Raw genomic sequence first — 15,407 nt, forward strand, 5'->3', positions numbered from 1 at the left:
GGGGGTAACGGGAGACGGCCCGGAGAAGGCGTCCGGGAAAATCCCGGCGCACATCCCGCCGGTGCCCCGCTGTCGCGCTCCGGATTTCCCGGTACGGGCGTTCCGCTGCGATGGCCGGAAAATGCGGTCGCCCCGCCCGGAAAGCGCCGTGACCGCGGTCACGCGGCGGAACGGTGACACCGTTGTCCGGCCCGCCCGGTGAATTCGGCTGGACCGCCTCGCCCGACGGGCGCCGGAGCCGCGCCCGGCATCCCCCGCTGAGCAGGAGCGACCCCGGCGCCGGAGACGCCGCCGCCGCGCGGCCGGGTGAGCCGGGAAATCACCGCGGGTACGGGGGAGCAGGCTTCCCGGCCGCAATTCACCGATCCCGGTCCGGCGGCGCGCCCGGGGCGCGAGTGATTTTCCCCGGCGTCCGTCGGGGGATATTCCGGCGGCTTCCGGTTGGGGTGCCGCGAGTGTCGCCGTTTCCGTGCTGGTACGGGGCCGGGAAGTCCGTACGGAGGCGTTCCGCCCGCCGCATGGAATATGCCGGACGGATACACGGGGCGCGACACTTCGATTCGGTGACACGGCAACACCTTGCTCTGCGCTCTGGTGTGCGAAAAGCTGGCGTTCGACACGGGGAACGCGCGCACGGGAGGGGAACAACCATGCCGCTGGACAAGGGACTCGACTGGCTGCTCGACGATCTGACGCAGCGCGTCGAACACATCAGACACGCCCTGGTGCTGTCCAACGATGGTCTGGTGACGGGGGCGAGTACGGGTCTCGCCCGCGAGGACGCGGAACATCTCGCCGCGGTCTCCTCCGGCCTGCACTCGCTCGCCCGGGGCTCGGGCCGGCACTTCCGGGCCGGCCGGGCCCGTCAGACGATGGTCGAGTTCGACCACGCCATCCTGTTCGTCACCGCGGCGGGCGACGGCAGTTGCCTCTGTGTCTTCAGCGACGCCGATGCCGACATCGGACAGGTCGCGTACGAGATGACCCTGATGGTGAACCGGGTCGGCGAACATCTGAGCGTGGCCGCCAGGCAACCCGGGCCGACCCCTTCCGACGTGCGCTGACAGCTCGTCGGCCGGGCCGGACGGACCGGCCCGCGGCCGGGTCGGCGGCGGGCCGCCCGGAGTTGTCCACAGGCTCCCGCGAGCGATGCGATACGGGGTTACGGTCGTCACTCACCGTATTCGCACTCACACGGGGGAGACGATCACCATGACCGGACAGCACCATGCCGCGCCCGGACACCGAACCGGGGACGACGCGCGTACGGCCGCCGGAGCGACGGACGGGACGCGGTCGCGGCCGGAACGGACGACGGAGCACGGGACGCCCGTCGGCCCGAGGCGGTCCGACGGCGCGCTCGGGGCGGCCGCAGCCACCACGGCCGGACCGGAAGCCCGGCCGGGCGGGCCCGGACTCACCCCGAGCGGCGCGGGCCGTGCGCTCGGCCTGCGGCCGACCGAGTGCGAACTCGCCGTCCAACTGGGCTCCGTCCGTGCCACCCGGGACGTGCCCGGCGGCCCGCTGAGGATCAGCCGGGAGGAAATCGCCCGGCTCGGCGCGGGGGACCTGGCGGACGAGGTACGACGGCGTGTCCGCACCGTCGACACGACCACGGGCGCCGAACTGATCTCGATCAGCCCCGAGCGGTTCACCCGGCTCGCCCGGACGGGCCATCTCGTCCCCGTCCGCTTCTACCTCAACCGGTACCGCTCGGTGGTCTGGCACTATCTCGCCACCGAAGTGGAGGCATTCGCCCTGGCCGAGCCGGGGATGCTCACCGGACGCGCCGAACCGGAGCTCCGGGCGCGGCTGGAGCGGGGAGAGGACCGCCGCGCCGCGAACTGGCGCGGCAAACGGCTCGGACTGCTGTTGCGGATCGCCGCCGACGGCTGGGAGCGGGCCGCGGTCGCCGCCGCGTTCCTCGATCCCTTCGGCGTCGCCGACCTGGTGCCCGACCCCTACGAGCGGTCCCACCTCGGCACCCTGCGGCCCGATATCGCGGGATACCGGCCCACGTCACCCGCCGCCCTGGCCGTCACGGAGCGGCTGATCAGGGCCGACGGGCCCGACGAGATCGCCTGGTACCGCGCCCTGCTGGGCCAGGAGCTGGCCGAGGCCAGGAGGACCAGGCCCGCACCCCGTCCGACCGCCCGGACCTCCCGGCCCGGCGGCCCACCCGTGCCCCAGCCGGGCAACCTCGGCTCCGGCTCCGGTCCCCGCTTTCCGGCACCGGCCACGAACGACGGGACCCCCTGGACCGGCCGGGTACCTTCCCCGGCCGACGGGACACTGCCTTCGGCTACGAGGAAACCGTCCGTAACCATCCGGCCGGAGCCATCGGACCGGCCGGTCCCGTCACGACCGCGGACCCGAACCAGGCCCGCGCCCGTAAGGCCCCTGTCCCCGGGCCGCAGGCTGCTCGCCGCCCTGCGGCCGGGCAGTCGGAAGCGCCCGGCGCCGGGCCCGGGGGCCCGCCGGGGCGAGGGCGGAGCGGATCAGTGCTGAGCGGCGCCGCGTGGACCGAGGGCCGCCGACTGCACGGTGGCCCCGCCCCCCTCCTGTACGGCCTGCACCACCGCCTGGTGCAGCGCACGGCTCGCGTCCTCGGACACACAGGGCGTGGGGCTGCCCGACAGGGTGAACCAGTCGGACGCGCCGCTGTACTGCACGGCGACGCGCGCCTCACCACCGGCCCAGGTGGTGTGCACAGTGAGATCCCCGGTCAAAACGCCGACTTCGTCGGTGAGCACTCCTCCGCGCCCGGAATACACTCCGGTCGTCGTCCACGATGCCCAGCTCATCCTCCCAGGCTCGCACCACGGCGGCGAATACGCGACTGTTGCGCGCCCCCGGCGGCCAAAACGGAGCGCCCGGACACCACCGGGCGACCGTGTCGGGTGCCCCCGGCGACCGAGCGGACACCCTCCGTGTAGCGCACCTGAGGGCCCGGTTAAGAAATCCTCGATGGACGCCGCGGGCCCGGCTGGGCAGATTGGTCCCGTCGTCCCGCGCGCCCGCACCTCCGACCGGACCTGTCACGGTTTGCGGTGTCCGGCCAGGCTGCCGCAGCCTGGCACTGACCGGAGCCGCGCCCCGTCCCCCATCGCTGGAGCCGCCCGATGAAGGCCCTTGTCAAACAGCACGCGGAGCCCGGACTCTGGCTCGTCGACGTACCCGAACCGGAACCGGGGCACGGTGACGTACTGATCAAGGTGCTCCGTACCGGTATCTGCGGTACCGATCTGCATATCCGCAACTGGGACGGCTGGGCCCGGCAGGCCGTCGCCACCCCGCGGATCCTCGGCCACGAGTTCGTCGGCGAGGTCGCCGCCGTCGGCCCCGACGTCGCGGATATCGCCGTCGGCGACCTGGTGAGCGGGGAAGGGCATCTGGTCTGCGGAAAGTGCCGCAACTGTCTGGCCGGGCGCCGCCATCTGTGCCGCAGCACCATCGGCCTCGGCGTCGGACGCGACGGCGCCTTCGCGGAGTACGTGGTGCTCCCGGCCGGAAACGTATGGGTCCACCGCACCCCCGTGGACCTCGACGTCGCCGCCATCTTCGACCCCTTCGGCAACGCGGTGCACACCGCGCTCTCGTTCCCCCTGGTCGGCGAGGACGTCCTGATCACCGGCGCCGGACCGATCGGGATCATGGCCGCGGCCGTCGCCCGGCACGCCGGAGCCCGCCATGTCGCGATCACCGACATCAGCGACGCCCGGCTGGAGATCGCCCGCAAGGCCGGGGCGCATCTCGCGCTCAACGTCTCCGAGCACCCCGTTGCCGAGGCCCAGCGCCGACTCGGGCTGAAGGAGGGCTTCGACATCGGCCTGGAGATGTCCGGCCGGCCCGAGGCCCTCCGCGACATGGTCGACAACATGACCCACGGCGGCCGGATCGCCCTGCTCGGCCTGCCCGCCGAGGAGTTCGCCGTCGACTGGTCGAAGATCGTCACCTCGATGATCACCATCAAGGGAATCTACGGCCGGGAGATGTTCGAGACCTGGTACGCGATGACCGTACTGCTCGAAGCCGGACTCGACCTCGGCCCGGTGATCACCGGCAGCTACGGCTACCAGGACTTCGAAGCCGCCTTCGACGAGGCCGCCACCGCCCGCAGCGGAAAGATCATCCTCGACTGGACCGCCTGACCGGCCCCTCCGCCGCTGACTCGTCCGCCGCCCCCGGCCGGCCCGCCGACTCCGGACCGGTCCGGGCGAACCACGTGACCACGTGATCCCGTCCTCCTAGGGAGACCCCCTGATGTTCAGCTCCGTCCGCGACGACCTCCGTACGACCCTCGACGGGATCCGCGACGCCGGACTCCACAAGCCCGAGCGGGTCATCGACACACCCCAGGGCGCCACCGTCGGCGTCACCACCGGCCCCGGCGGCGACGGCACCCGCGAGGTGCTGAACTTCTGCGCCAACAACTACCTCGGACTCGCCGACCACCCCGAGGTCGTCGCCGCCGCGAAGGACGCCCTGGACCGCTGGGGCTACGGCATGGCGTCCGTCCGCTTCATCTGCGGCACCCAGGACGTCCACAAGCGGCTGGAGGAACGCCTCTCCGCCTTCCTGGGCCAGGAGGACACCATCCTCTACTCCTCCTGCTTCGACGCCAACGGGGGCGTCTTCGAAACCCTCCTCGGCCCCGAGGACGCGGTGATCTCCGACGCCCTCAACCACGCCTCCATCATCGACGGCATCCGCCTCTGCAAGGCGTCCCGCCACCGCTACGCCAACCGCGACCTGGCCGAGCTGGAGCAGCGGCTCAAGGAGACCCAGGACGCCCGCCGACGGTTGATCGTCACCGACGGCGTCTTCTCCATGGACGGCCATGTCGCCCCCCTCGCCGAGATCTGCGACCTCGCCGACCGCTACGACGCCATGGTGATGGTCGACGACTCCCACGCCGTCGGCTTCGTCGGCCCCGGCGGGCGCGGCACCCCGGAGCTCGCCGGGGTCATGGACCGGGTCGACATCATCACCGGCACCCTCGGCAAGGCCCTCGGCGGCGCCTCCGGCGGCTATGTCGCCGCCCGGGCCGAGATCGTCGCCCTGCTCCGTCAGCGCTCCCGCCCCTACCTCTTCTCCAACTCCCTCGCCCCGGTGATCGCCGCCGCCTCCCTGACCGTGCTCGATCTGCTGGAGACCGCCGGTGACCTGCGCCGCCGGCTCGCCGACAATACGGCGCTGTTCCGCCGTGAGATGACCGAAGCGGGCTTCACCATCCTCCCCGGCGACCACCCCATCGTCCCCGTGATGATCGGCGACGCCGCCGAGGCGGGCCGGATGGCCGATCTCCTCCTGGACCGGGGCGTCTACGCCATCGGCTTCTCCTACCCGGTGGTGCCGATGGGCCAGGCGCGGATCAGGGTCCAGCTCTCCGCCGCCCACACCACCGAGGACGTCCGGCGGGCCGTCGCCGCCTTCGTCTCCGCCCGCGAGGCGCTGACCACCGGCTGAGGGCTGGCAGGATGGCGGGGTGATCGACCCCCGACGGCTGCGCATCCTGCGGGCCGTGGCGGACCACCGTACGGTGACCGCCGCGGCCGCCGCTCTCTATCTGACCCCCTCCGCCGTCTCCCAGCAGCTCAGCGCCCTGGAGCAGGAGACCGGACACACCCTGCTGATCCGCGGCGGCAAGGGCGTCAGGCTCACCCCGGCCGGGGAGATCCTGCTCACCCACACCCATGCGATGCTCGCCCGGCTGGAGCGCGCCGAGTCGGAGCTGGCGGCGTACGCGGACGGCACCACCGGCGCCGTCACCGTGGCCGCCTTCGCCACCGGCATCACCGAACTCGTCGCCCCCGCCCTGCGGGCCCTGGCCGACGGGCACCCCGGGATCCGGATCCGGGTCCGGGACGCCGAGGGCGACGAGAGCCTGCCCCTGGTCCTCGACGGCGAGGCCGATATCGCGGTCGCCGTGGAGTACCGGGGGGCGCCGGGCCCCGACGACCCCCGGCTCTTCCGGGTACCGCTGCACGCGGAGCCGTTCGACGCCGTACTCCCGGCCGGTCATCCGCTGGGCGAGCTGGCCCGGATCGAACTCGCCGCACTCGCCGACAGCGACTGGATCGGCCCCCACCCCGGCAACCCCTGCCACGACATGGTGATCGGCGCCGGCGAACGGGCCGGGTTCACGCCCCGGCTGATCCACTCCTCCGACGACTTCCACGCCCATGTGGCGCTGGCCGCCGCCGGGGCGGGCGTCGCGCTCGTGCCCCGCTCGGCGCTGCGCGGTACCGAACTGCGGGGCGCGGTCGTCCGGCCCGTCACCGGGCCCGCCGCGACCCGCCGGGTCTTCGCGGCGGTCCGCCGGGGAGCCGAGAACCACCCCCTGTTCCGCCCGGTCCTGGACGCTCTGCGCACAGCCGCGACCGGCCTCGGCACCTCCTGACACCCCGCGAAACGGCCCGGAGCGTCACCCGTCCCCGGCCCCGCCCGGGTCCGGTGCCGTAACCGGACGCGACCGTGCCATATCCGGTCCGCTCCCCGCCGTGCCGGTCCGCCGGACTCGCACGGTGGACCGTGCGGGGCTCGGCGGGATCCGGCGGAGACGGCCCGGGTCAGCGCGACGGAGCCAGCGCCGCCTTGAGGCCCGCATCCAGACTGTAGGAGGCACCCTCCCGGTAGGCGCGTTCGTACACCGCGTCTCCGGCGGCCTCCCGGGCCTGCCGCTCGCACGCCTCCCGGACCGCCCGCAGCTCGGGCGTGCCCCGCTGCGGATGGCCGACCGTACTCCAGAACGCCTGCCCGGTGCCGTACACCTGGCCGACGCGTTCGCCGTCGCCCGCCGCCGCGATCGCCGCCGCCAGCGCGTCGAGCCCCAGGGCGATACCGAAGTTGTCCCCTATCCCGTGCTTCCCCTCCAGCATGTTCCTGGCATGGGTCGCCGCCGCCCGCGCGTCCCCGGCGAAGAGCGCGATCAGACTCAGCTGGTAGTCGAGATAGGCGCGGGTCCACGACTCGCCCCGGTCCACACAGCCCGCCCGCAGCCGCAGCGCCAGTTCCCGGGCCTCCTCATGGCGCTCAAGACCGGTGAGCGCGAAGACATGGACGAGATGGCAGCGCAGCCGGGACGCCGATTCGAAGGGCTGCCCACCCGCCGCGCGCAGCGTTTGCACGGCCGTGGCCTCGGCGTCCAGCGGGCTCCCGGTCAGCAGATCGATCAGCCCCGACAGATAGGCCGCCGCCAGGACTCCCTCCGCGTTCTGGTCGGCCGCGGCCGACAGGGTGCACGAGTCGCTCACCGCCCGGGCGTAGGTGTAGTCGCCCTGAAGGGTGACGGTCACCCCGAGGGCCCAGAGCCCCCGGGTGCGGTCGGGCCCCGGTTCGGGGTGGGCGTCGAGGGTCTGCTGGAGATAGTCCCGGGCCTCGTGGAGATGGCCGCAGCAGCTCCAGAAGAAGCCCACGTATCCGGCCAGCCGCAGGGCCAGTTCGGGGGAGTGGGTCAGGAAATGGTCGAGCGCCGAGCACAGTTCGTTGTGCACGGCGCTGATCCGGCGGTACCACCGGGCCTGCTCCGGGCCCAGCCACTCGCGGTCCGCGTCCTCGGCGAAGCGTAAGAAGTGCTCGGCGTGGCGCCGGGCCAGGACGGTGTCCTCCTCCAGGGCGCGCAGCCACAGGGCGCCGTACTCCCGGATGGTGTCCAGCATCCGGTAGCGGATGCCGTCGCCGTCCGGCGTCTTGACGACCCGCAGTACGGAGATGGCTACCAGCCGCTCCAGCAGCGGACCCAGCGTCGACGCGTCCAGCGGCCCGCCGCCGCAGACGGCCAGCGCCGAGGTCTCGTCGAAGTCCCCCCGGAAGACCGTGAGCCGCGCCCAGAGCAGCCGTTCGAGTGGGGCGCACAGTTCATGACTCCACCCGATCGTGGTACGCATCGTCCGGTGCCGTTCCGGCCGTACGGAGCTTTCGTCCTCCGCCTCCAGAACGTCGAACCGCGAGGTCAGCCGCTCGGCGACCTCCGCGACACCGGCTCGTGCGGCATGGGCGGCGGCCAGTTCCAGGGCGAGCGGGATGCCGTCCAGCCGACGGCAGATCCACCGGGCGGCGGTCGCCCCGTCCAGCCCGGCGAACCCGTCCGGGGTGTGACCGGCGCGCCCCGGCCCCGCCGCGCCCCCGGGTTCCCCCGGGGGAGGGATGAAGCCGCCCGCGGCCAGCACGCGCTGGGTGAACAGCTCCAGCGCGTCGGGTCCCTCCAGCGGCAGCGGTTCGACGTCGATCAGCCGCTCGTCGTCCAGGCCCAGCGGCTGACGGCTGGTGGCGAGCACCGTCAGCCCGGGGACCGCGGTCAGCAGATCCCCGACCAGGACCCGGCAGGGGTCGACCAGATGCTCACAGGAGTCGAGTACCAGCAACAGCCGTTTCTGCGCGAGCCATTCGCAGAGGGCGTCCACCGGCATCCGGGGCGTATGGTCCGCCAGATCACAGGCGTCGGAGACCGTGGCGAGCAGCAGCCGGTCGCCGTAGAGCGGGGAGAGTTCGGCCCAGGCGACGCCGTCGGGGAACCCCTCGGCGACCTGATGGGCGGCGCGTAGCGCCAGCCGTGATTTACCGACGCCGCCGGGTCCGACGAGGGTGACGATGCGGTGCTTCCTCAACGCCCGGTCCAGCCGGAACAGTTCCCAGTTCCGTCCGACGAAACTGGTCGATTCCTCGGGAAGGTTGCCCAACACGCGCCCATTGTTGCGCACCTTCGGGCCTCGTGGCCCAGCCACCGAATCGGGGAATCGCCGTGGCGGGCCGAATGCGGCGGGAAATCGCCGCCCGGCGGCCGGAGGCCGACGGCATTCCGGCCGTGTCCGCGTCAGCCGGAGGGCGCCGGCGGCGCGCGCTTGCAAATATGCCGCGTCTGCAATTATTGTTCACGCAGACAAGATGCGTAAGCAATCGATGGGGGACCGCTGTGCCACTCGCCCTTCTCGCCCTGGCTGTCGGGGCCTTCGGCATCGGCACCACCGAGTTCGTGATCATGGGGCTGCTGCCCGAGGTCGCCGGGGCCTACGGGGTCTCCATCCCGCTCGCCGGATGGCTCGTCACCGGCTACGCCCTCGGAGTGGTGATCGGGGCGCCCCTGATGACCGCCCTCGGCGCCCGCGTCCCGCGCCGTACGGTGCTCGCCGTGCTGATGGGGCTCTTCGTGGCGGGCAATCTGCTCTCCGCCCTCGCGCCCGCCTTCTGGGTGATGCTCACGGGCCGGGTCGTGGCATCCCTCGCCCACGGGGCCTTCTTCGGGATCGGGGCGGTCGTCGCGGCCGATCTCGTGGATTCCCGGCGCAGGGCCGGGGCGATCGCCCTGATGTTCACCGGGCTGACGGCCGCCAATGTCGTCGGGGTGCCGCTCGGGACGTACGTCGGCCAGGAGGTCAGCTGGCGGCTCACCTTCCTGCTGGTCGCCGCCGTGGGGGTGATCGGACTGCTGGGCGTGGTGCGGCTGGTGCCGGACGTTCCCCGGCCGGAGGGCGTCCGACTGCGCGACGAGGTCGCCGCCTTCCGCAACGTCCAGGTACTGCTGGCCATGGCGATGACGGTGCTCGGCTTCGGCGGGGTGTTCGCCTCGATCACCTACATCGCGCCGATGGCCACCGAGGTCACCGGTTTCGGGGACGCCTCGGTGACCTGGCTGCTGGTGCTCTTCGGGACGGGCATGGTCATCGGGAACCTCGTCGGCGGACGCCTCGCCGACCGGGCTCTGATGCCGGTGCTCTACGGGTCGCTGGGCGGCCTCGCCCTGGTGCTGGCCCTGTTCGCGGTGGCCGCCCAGTACCGGCCCGTCGCCGCGGTGGCCGTGGCGCTGATCGGCGCGTTCGGCTTCGCCACCGTACCGCCGCTGCAGAAGCGGGTCCTCGACCAGGCGGCTGCCGCCCCCACGCTCGCCTCGGCGGTCAACATCGGGGCGTTCAACCTGGGCAACGCGATCGCGGCCTGGCTCGGCGGTCTGGTGATCGCGGCCGGGTTCGGCTACACCGCGCCCAACTGGGTGGGCGCGGCGCTCGCCGCGTCGGCGCTGGCCGTCGCCGTGCTCTCCCGCCGCCTCGAACTGCGCGCCGCCGCGCCGAGCCGGATCGTGGCCGGGGTCGGGGGAGTCGCTGCGGCCGAAGCCGTGACCCCGGCCGCCGCCGGGGACGGCCGCCCCGCGAAATGACGGCGGAGGGCGGCGGCACCCCGTCACCAGGGGTGCCGCCGCCCTCCGCCGAGAGGGGCCGGGGGTCCGGTCAGGGTGCCGCGGGCACCGGTGGCACGGTGAGGGTCGGGACGGTGACCGACGGGACCGGCGCCGCCGGGACGGTCACGTCGGGGACGGTGACGTCCGGCAGGCTCACCTGGGGAACCGTCGGCACGGCCGATGTGGTCGCCGGGGTCGACGTGGCGGGTACGGACGGCGAGGACGCCCCCGGGAGGGTGGTCCCCGAGCTCGCGGCGGTCAGGGCCGCGACGAGGTCCGCAACCGCCTGCTCCACCGCCTCGGTCGAACCGGTGCCCCCGGCCGCCGCCGCCACCAGCTCGGCCAAGGACTGCTGCAGCTCCGCCACCGTCGCGTCGAGTGCGGTCGTGGCCGGATCCGCCTCGGCCGCCGGTACGAGCGCCGGGGCGCGGGGCGGGGAGTCGGCGGCCGACGCGGCACCGGCCGCCGTGAGTACGAGGGCGGCGCACAGGGCGGGGGCCACGAGCGCGCGCGTCACGGGTGCGAGACGCATACGGATTCCTTCCGGAGGCGGGTGGGACGGACTCTCGCACTCACCGTGTGAAGGCGGTCGACGCGCCGCAATCGGTGACTGTTCCGCCGGACGGGTGACCCCGCGCCCGGCCCAACCTTCTGACCTGGGAACTCGTCGTGGCGCTCGGGCGCCACCCGGGTACGGCGTCCGGGTGATTACCCCGCGCCCCGGCCCGGCGGAATCCCGGCGCCCGTTGTTTCGGATCGTTCCGCCCGACCGCTATCCATAAGGAACATATAAGGGCAAAATGGAAGGGCGCGGCATCGGTGTCGCGTAGTTCGGTCCGACGCGCAGGACGCACCGTCGAAGGAGGCGAGTCGTATGGCCGACGTCTCACACAGGGGAGATCTGGCGGGTCATCCCGACATCACGGAGATGCGGGACCGCTATGCCCGCGTACTCGGCGGGCGCGATGTCGCGCTCGTGGACGGCCCGGTGTTCCTGGTCGGCCTGGCGTGCGCGGTGTCCCCGTGGATAGTTCACTTCTCGGGCAGTCAGCCCGCCCTCGCGACCCACAACCTCATCATGGGTGTCGCGATCGTCGTGCTCGCCCTCGGGTTCACGGTCATGCCCCAGCGGATGTACGGCCTGAGCTGGGCCATGTGCGTGATGGGCGCGTGGATGGTCATCGCGCCGTGGATCGTGGGCAGCAACCCCGACAAGGGAGTCATCTGGACCAACGCCGTGCTCGGCGGTCTGACCTTCCTGCTCGGGCTCGCCTGTACGGCCGCCGCCATGAGAAGCGGCCGGGAGCGGCACGGCTGACCCCGTACGACCCCGTACCGCCGCTGTTCCCCGCCGCCGCGCGGGCCCGGAGCGGACGACAGGTCCCCGACAGCACCCTGTCCGCTCCGGAGCCGCCGGCCGGGACCCCGGCGGTACGGACCGGACGCGCACCGGCCGGGCCGGGTCCACCCCCGTGGCGGACCCGGCCCGTGACGGTCCGGCCTCCCGCGCCGGGCCGTCGCCGGTCTCCTCGCGGAGCGCGCGCCCCCGTCAGGAGTCGCGGAAGGAGTCCCGGAGCGACCGGCCGCGCGCCGACCGGCCCCGCGCGCTCTCCAGCAGCGCCCGGACGCGCTCCCCGGCCTGGTCGGGATCCTTGACCGGGGTGGGAAACGCCAGCCGGGCGTCCTCGTGCCCCTCGGCGTACTCCAGCCGGAGCGTGATGCCGTACCGGTCCATCGCCAGCGGCAGAGCCCGGCGCACGGCGGCCGGATCGCGCGGCCGCGTCAGGCGCAGCAGCAGTTCGACCAGATCGCCGTGATCATCCGTCATATGCGTGAGCATCCCCGCCTCGCAGGTCGCCAGCGGATCGCTCTCGGCCTCCATCAGCTCCCACAGCCCCACCGGGGTCCGCTCGCCCGCCCGGTCCAGCACGGCCCGGCCGAACTCCATACAGCGGCTCCCGTCCGACCCCCGGTGCTCCCCGGGCGGCAGCAGCCGGCCCGCCAGCAGCACCCGGGCCCTGACCCGGTCCCGCACCGGAGTCGGCGCGATATCGGTGAATTCCAGCGTCGCCGGTACCGATCCGGGGCTCTCGGGCCCGCCGTCGGCGGGTGCGGGGTGGAGATGGATGTGCTCCGTACCGCCGGTGCCGCCCAGCCGGGACACCTCGGTACGCCCCTCGTCCGTCACCACGGTCATCGAGTCCGCGGCGGTCAGGATCGTTCTGATCCGCTCCGCATTCGTGGGCTCGGCGAGAGGGGCGTTGAACCAGCGCATGCGGATACTCCACACCATCAGGGGAACTTAGGTTTGCCTAACCTAAGCCCGAAGGGGGTGTGTCGCCAACCCCGCGGACGGCGCGCCGTCCGCCGGGGGAGTGCGCCCGCCCGCCGACGGCGGTCCGGCCGGGACCCCGAAAGGGCCCCGCGCGGCCGTCCTCAGGCGGCGAGCGGGCGGACGGTCACCGGCATTCCGGGCGCCTGATGACCCCCGCTGGCCAGCATCCTCACCTCGCCCCCGGCGCTGATCTCGGCCCGGACGATGCCGCTGTCGTCCTCGTACACCGGATGGCCGCCCGCCCCCGCTCGCTCCGTCCGGTGCACCACGACGACATCGTCCTCGACCGCGGACGCGCGGAAGACGAGTTCGTAGACCTCTGCTTGTTCCATGGGTTCCATCGGCCCTCCTGAACAGGGTCGCCCGCCTCCATGGTCGCGCGGCGAGGCCCTCGGCGCACCCAGCGCCCGGCGCGCGCGGGCGGAGCGCGCCGTCCTCGTACGCCCCGATCGCACTCCGGCGCGCCGCTGCCGCGTGCCGATACACCGGTGCGCCCGCACCCGTACCGCACCCGTACGCGAACCCGAGCCCGCACCGGGGCCGGGCGCCGTCCCTCCCCCCAGTGGGCGGTCACCAGGTCTCGGAGCCCTCGCCCCGCGGTACCGCCCGGGCCGCCCCGCTGCCGCCCCGCAGCCGCAGCGCCAGCGGAGGGAAGAGCAGGACGGACACCATCGCCGCGCCCACCAGCGCGGCCGACTCCCCGGACGTCACGGTCCCCTGGTCCAGCCCGATGGTGGTGATGGCCACCACCAGCGGCAGACAGGTGGCACAGAACAGCGTCAGCGCCCGGCGGTCGGCCCGGCCCAGGTCGCGGGGTGCCAGCAGCGCCACCGGAAGCCCCCGTACGACCAGGAAGAGCACCAGGAACAACGGCAGCAGCGCCAGGGCGCGGCCCCCGGAGAGCAGGGCCGCCAGATCGAACTCGATCCCGGTGACCACGAAGAACAGCGGCACCAGGAACCCGAAACCGAGGGCCTCGATCCGGCCCAGTACCTCCGGGCCGCTCTCCGGCGCCGCGCGGTCGAGGACGATCCGGGTCAGCACCCCCGCCGCGAACGCCCCCAGCAGGGTGTCCAGACCGAACACGGCCGACAGCGCCAGCATCGACACCAGGAGCAGCATCACGAACCGGACGGCGAACTGGCCGCTGCTGTACAGGGTCTCGGTGATCACCCGCGAGAACCACGGCGGGCGCGGCCGGAGCGCCCAGAGCACTGCGAGCCCCGTCACCACGGCGAAGCCCACCAGCAGTGCCACCGACTCGGCCGGTCTGCGGCCGCTCAGCAGTACCGCCATGGCGATCACGGGCCCGAACTCGCCGACGGCGCCGAACGCCAGCGTCACCGTCCCGAACCGGCCCTTCAGACCGCCCGAGTCCCGCAACACCGGCAGCACGGTCCCCAGCGCCGTACTGGTGAGAGCCGTCCCGATGACGACCGCCCGCGCTGTATCGCCACCGGCCAGGCCGAGGGCGACGCCCAGGCCGAGGGCGAGCGCCACGAGCCAGGCCCACAGCGCCCGCCGGAGCGTGTCGCCGCGGACGGCACCCCAGTCGATCTCGTACCCGGCGAGGAAGATGAGCATGGCGAGGCCGAGCCGCGAGAGGGTGTCGACGACGGCGTCCGGCTCGGCCCAGCCGAGGACGTCGGGCCCGATGAGGATCCCCAGCACGATCTCGAAGACGACCAGCGGGACCCGGATCCAGTGCCCCGCCGCACGGGCCAGCAGGGGCGCCAGCACGGCCGCCGCCATGATCAGGATCAGTGTCTCCGGGCGCATGGGCCTGTGTGTACCAAAGATCCGGATTCATCGGGACGCGCCGCGCGGGGGAGGCTCAGGCCCCCGGCTCCTCCAGGCGCCGCAGCCGCTCCGCGTCGTCCGTCCGGGGGCAGGTGGCGCACGCCGCGTCGGGCTTGATCGCGTAGTAGAGGCAGCATCCCCGGCGGGTCCGGGTCGGATAGCTCCGCCCGTCACGGCCCGTCAGCCGGCGGAAGTCGGCCCCGCCGTGGAACGGGCCGACCGGTCCGGGCAGCAGCAGTCCTGCCTCGTACACGGCCCGCTCCTCGTCGCCCAGCATTCGGCCGGTATGCCAGACGGCGGAGACCAGATCGTCCCCGACCATGCCCCACAGCGCCCTCGGCCCCCGGCGCAGCCGGGGTCCGAGCGCCGCCAGCAGCGGCCGTACGTGATCGGCCACGGTCTCCCGCAGCCGCTGGCGCAGCGCGTTCTCGTCCGGTGCCACCGTCACCCCCGGCAGCCCGGCCGCCGGATCGTCGGGCAGGCAGACGAAGGGCCCGGGTACGACGGCGGGACCGGCGGCCGTCCGGCTGAACCGGATGTCCTCGGGGCGTGCCAGCGGCACCCGGCGCTCCAGATACCAGGGCCCGGCGATCAGCAGGCACACCGCCCACAGACAGGCGTGCAGCGCGCGGGACGCCACCACGTCCGGCCGGGCGTGGCGGCCGTGCAGCTCCTCGATCCCGGCCGCCTCGGCCGCCAGGAAGCCCTCCAGCAGTTCGGGGTGGCAGGCGAGTTCGGCTCCCGAGGTCCAGCCCTGGCGGGCGGGGGAGCGGACCGCGGCCACCTCGATCCTGGGCGTCGCCCCGCAGACCGCGGCGAGCCTGCGGTAGGTGGAGTCCATCAGGGTGGAGCAGCTGAGCGCAGCTCCGGCAGGTGCGGGCGCCGGGGCCAGAGGCACGGGGACTACTCCTCACGGGACGGAACGCGTTCGCGGTGCCCGGCCCGAAGGCCCCGCGCGGGGCGGCGCCGGGGCGGTGGCGTACCACGGGGGATGAGCCGTGGGGCACCGGTGGACGGCGGGGGACGCGAAACGGACGTGCGGCGGAACGAAAATGCGACAGAACTACCGGGCTGTGGAGCGGTGAAACGGCTGAAACG

General features: G+C 73.4%; 14 protein-coding genes. 7 read left to right on the plus strand and 7 right to left on the minus strand.

Going from position 1 to position 15,407, the window contains the following annotated elements:
* The first annotated feature begins 650 nt into the window (after positions 1-650).
* Together AB0G74_RS24745 and AB0G74_RS24750 are read left to right on the plus strand one after the other, a co-directional pair.
* A complete protein-coding gene (locus AB0G74_RS24745) occupies positions 651-1,064 on the plus strand; it encodes a roadblock/LC7 domain-containing protein (protein ID WP_361150066.1) in 414 nt (137 codons plus the stop codon).
* Positions 1,065-1,212: 148 nt separating this feature from the next.
* A complete protein-coding gene (locus AB0G74_RS24750) occupies positions 1,213-2,508 on the plus strand; it encodes a DUF6397 family protein (protein ID WP_361150068.1) in 1,296 nt (431 codons plus the stop codon).
* On the opposite strand, the gene AB0G74_RS24755 is transcribed toward AB0G74_RS24750, so the two are convergent.
* Positions 2,499-2,804 (minus strand): hypothetical protein, encoded by a 306-nt coding sequence (locus tag AB0G74_RS24755; protein WP_358827147.1) that lies wholly within the window; start codon positions 2,802-2,804, stop codon positions 2,499-2,501. The genes AB0G74_RS24750 and AB0G74_RS24755 overlap by 10 nt on opposite strands.
* Before the next feature lie 318 nt (positions 2,805-3,122).
* Between AB0G74_RS24755 and tdh the strand changes: the two genes are divergently transcribed.
* From tdh to AB0G74_RS24770, 3 genes are all read left to right on the plus strand, one after another.
* Positions 3,123-4,151 carry an L-threonine 3-dehydrogenase gene (gene tdh / locus AB0G74_RS24760; RefSeq protein WP_361150070.1) on the plus strand — a complete coding sequence of 343 codons (1,029 nt, stop codon included), beginning with the start codon at positions 3,123-3,125 and terminating at the stop codon, positions 4,149-4,151.
* A gap of 112 nt (positions 4,152-4,263) precedes the next feature.
* A complete protein-coding gene (locus tag AB0G74_RS24765) occupies positions 4,264-5,469 on the plus strand; it encodes a glycine C-acetyltransferase (protein WP_361150073.1) in 1,206 nt (401 codons plus the stop codon).
* A gap of 19 nt (positions 5,470-5,488) precedes the next feature.
* Positions 5,489-6,403 (plus strand): LysR family transcriptional regulator, encoded by a 915-nt coding sequence (locus AB0G74_RS24770; protein WP_361150075.1) that lies wholly within the window; start codon positions 5,489-5,491, stop codon positions 6,401-6,403.
* Positions 6,404-6,572: 169 nt separating this feature from the next.
* On the opposite strand, the gene AB0G74_RS24775 is transcribed toward AB0G74_RS24770, so the two are convergent.
* Positions 6,573-8,684, minus strand: a complete 2,112-nt coding sequence (locus tag AB0G74_RS24775) for an NB-ARC domain-containing protein (protein WP_361150077.1) — start codon at positions 8,682-8,684, stop codon at positions 6,573-6,575.
* 230 nt (positions 8,685-8,914) lie between these two features.
* Here AB0G74_RS24775 and AB0G74_RS24780 point away from each other — a divergent pair, with 230 nt between their 5' ends.
* On the plus strand, positions 8,915-10,153 hold the full coding sequence (locus AB0G74_RS24780) for an MFS transporter (protein ID WP_361150079.1): 1,239 nt from the start codon (positions 8,915-8,917) through the stop codon (positions 10,151-10,153).
* A 70-nt stretch (positions 10,154-10,223) separates the two neighbouring features.
* On the opposite strand, the gene AB0G74_RS24785 is transcribed toward AB0G74_RS24780, so the two are convergent.
* Positions 10,224-10,706: a hypothetical protein gene (locus AB0G74_RS24785; RefSeq protein ID WP_361150082.1), complete on the minus strand. Its 483-nt coding sequence runs from the start codon at positions 10,704-10,706 to the stop codon at positions 10,224-10,226.
* A 342-nt stretch (positions 10,707-11,048) separates the two neighbouring features.
* Here AB0G74_RS24785 and AB0G74_RS24790 point away from each other — a divergent pair, with 342 nt between their 5' ends.
* Positions 11,049-11,492 carry an SPW repeat protein gene (locus tag AB0G74_RS24790; protein ID WP_361150084.1) on the plus strand — a complete coding sequence of 148 codons (444 nt, stop codon included), beginning with the start codon at positions 11,049-11,051 and terminating at the stop codon, positions 11,490-11,492.
* A gap of 231 nt (positions 11,493-11,723) precedes the next feature.
* On the opposite strand, the gene AB0G74_RS24795 is transcribed toward AB0G74_RS24790, so the two are convergent.
* From AB0G74_RS24795 to AB0G74_RS24810, 4 genes are all read right to left on the minus strand, one after another.
* The gene (locus AB0G74_RS24795; RefSeq protein WP_361150167.1) at positions 11,724-12,449 is read right to left on the minus strand and encodes a DUF2470 domain-containing protein; all 726 of its coding nucleotides are present in this window, start codon (positions 12,447-12,449) and stop codon (positions 11,724-11,726) included.
* A gap of 161 nt (positions 12,450-12,610) precedes the next feature.
* Complete coding sequence (locus tag AB0G74_RS24800; protein WP_361150170.1) at positions 12,611-12,841, minus strand: DUF6296 family protein; 231 nt, start codon at positions 12,839-12,841, stop codon at positions 12,611-12,613.
* Between the two features lie 238 nt (positions 12,842-13,079).
* Positions 13,080-14,288: a cation:proton antiporter gene (locus AB0G74_RS24805; RefSeq protein WP_361150086.1), complete on the minus strand. Its 1,209-nt coding sequence runs from the start codon at positions 14,286-14,288 to the stop codon at positions 13,080-13,082.
* A gap of 55 nt (positions 14,289-14,343) precedes the next feature.
* Positions 14,344-15,207, minus strand: a complete 864-nt coding sequence (locus AB0G74_RS24810; protein WP_361150088.1) for a (2Fe-2S)-binding protein — start codon at positions 15,205-15,207, stop codon at positions 14,344-14,346.
* Between the last annotated feature and the right edge of the window lie 200 nt (positions 15,208-15,407).

Origin of the sequence: Streptomyces sp. NPDC020875 (genome assembly GCF_040641415.1) — a bacterium.
Taxonomy (GTDB): domain Bacteria; phylum Actinomycetota; class Actinomycetes; order Streptomycetales; family Streptomycetaceae; genus Streptomyces.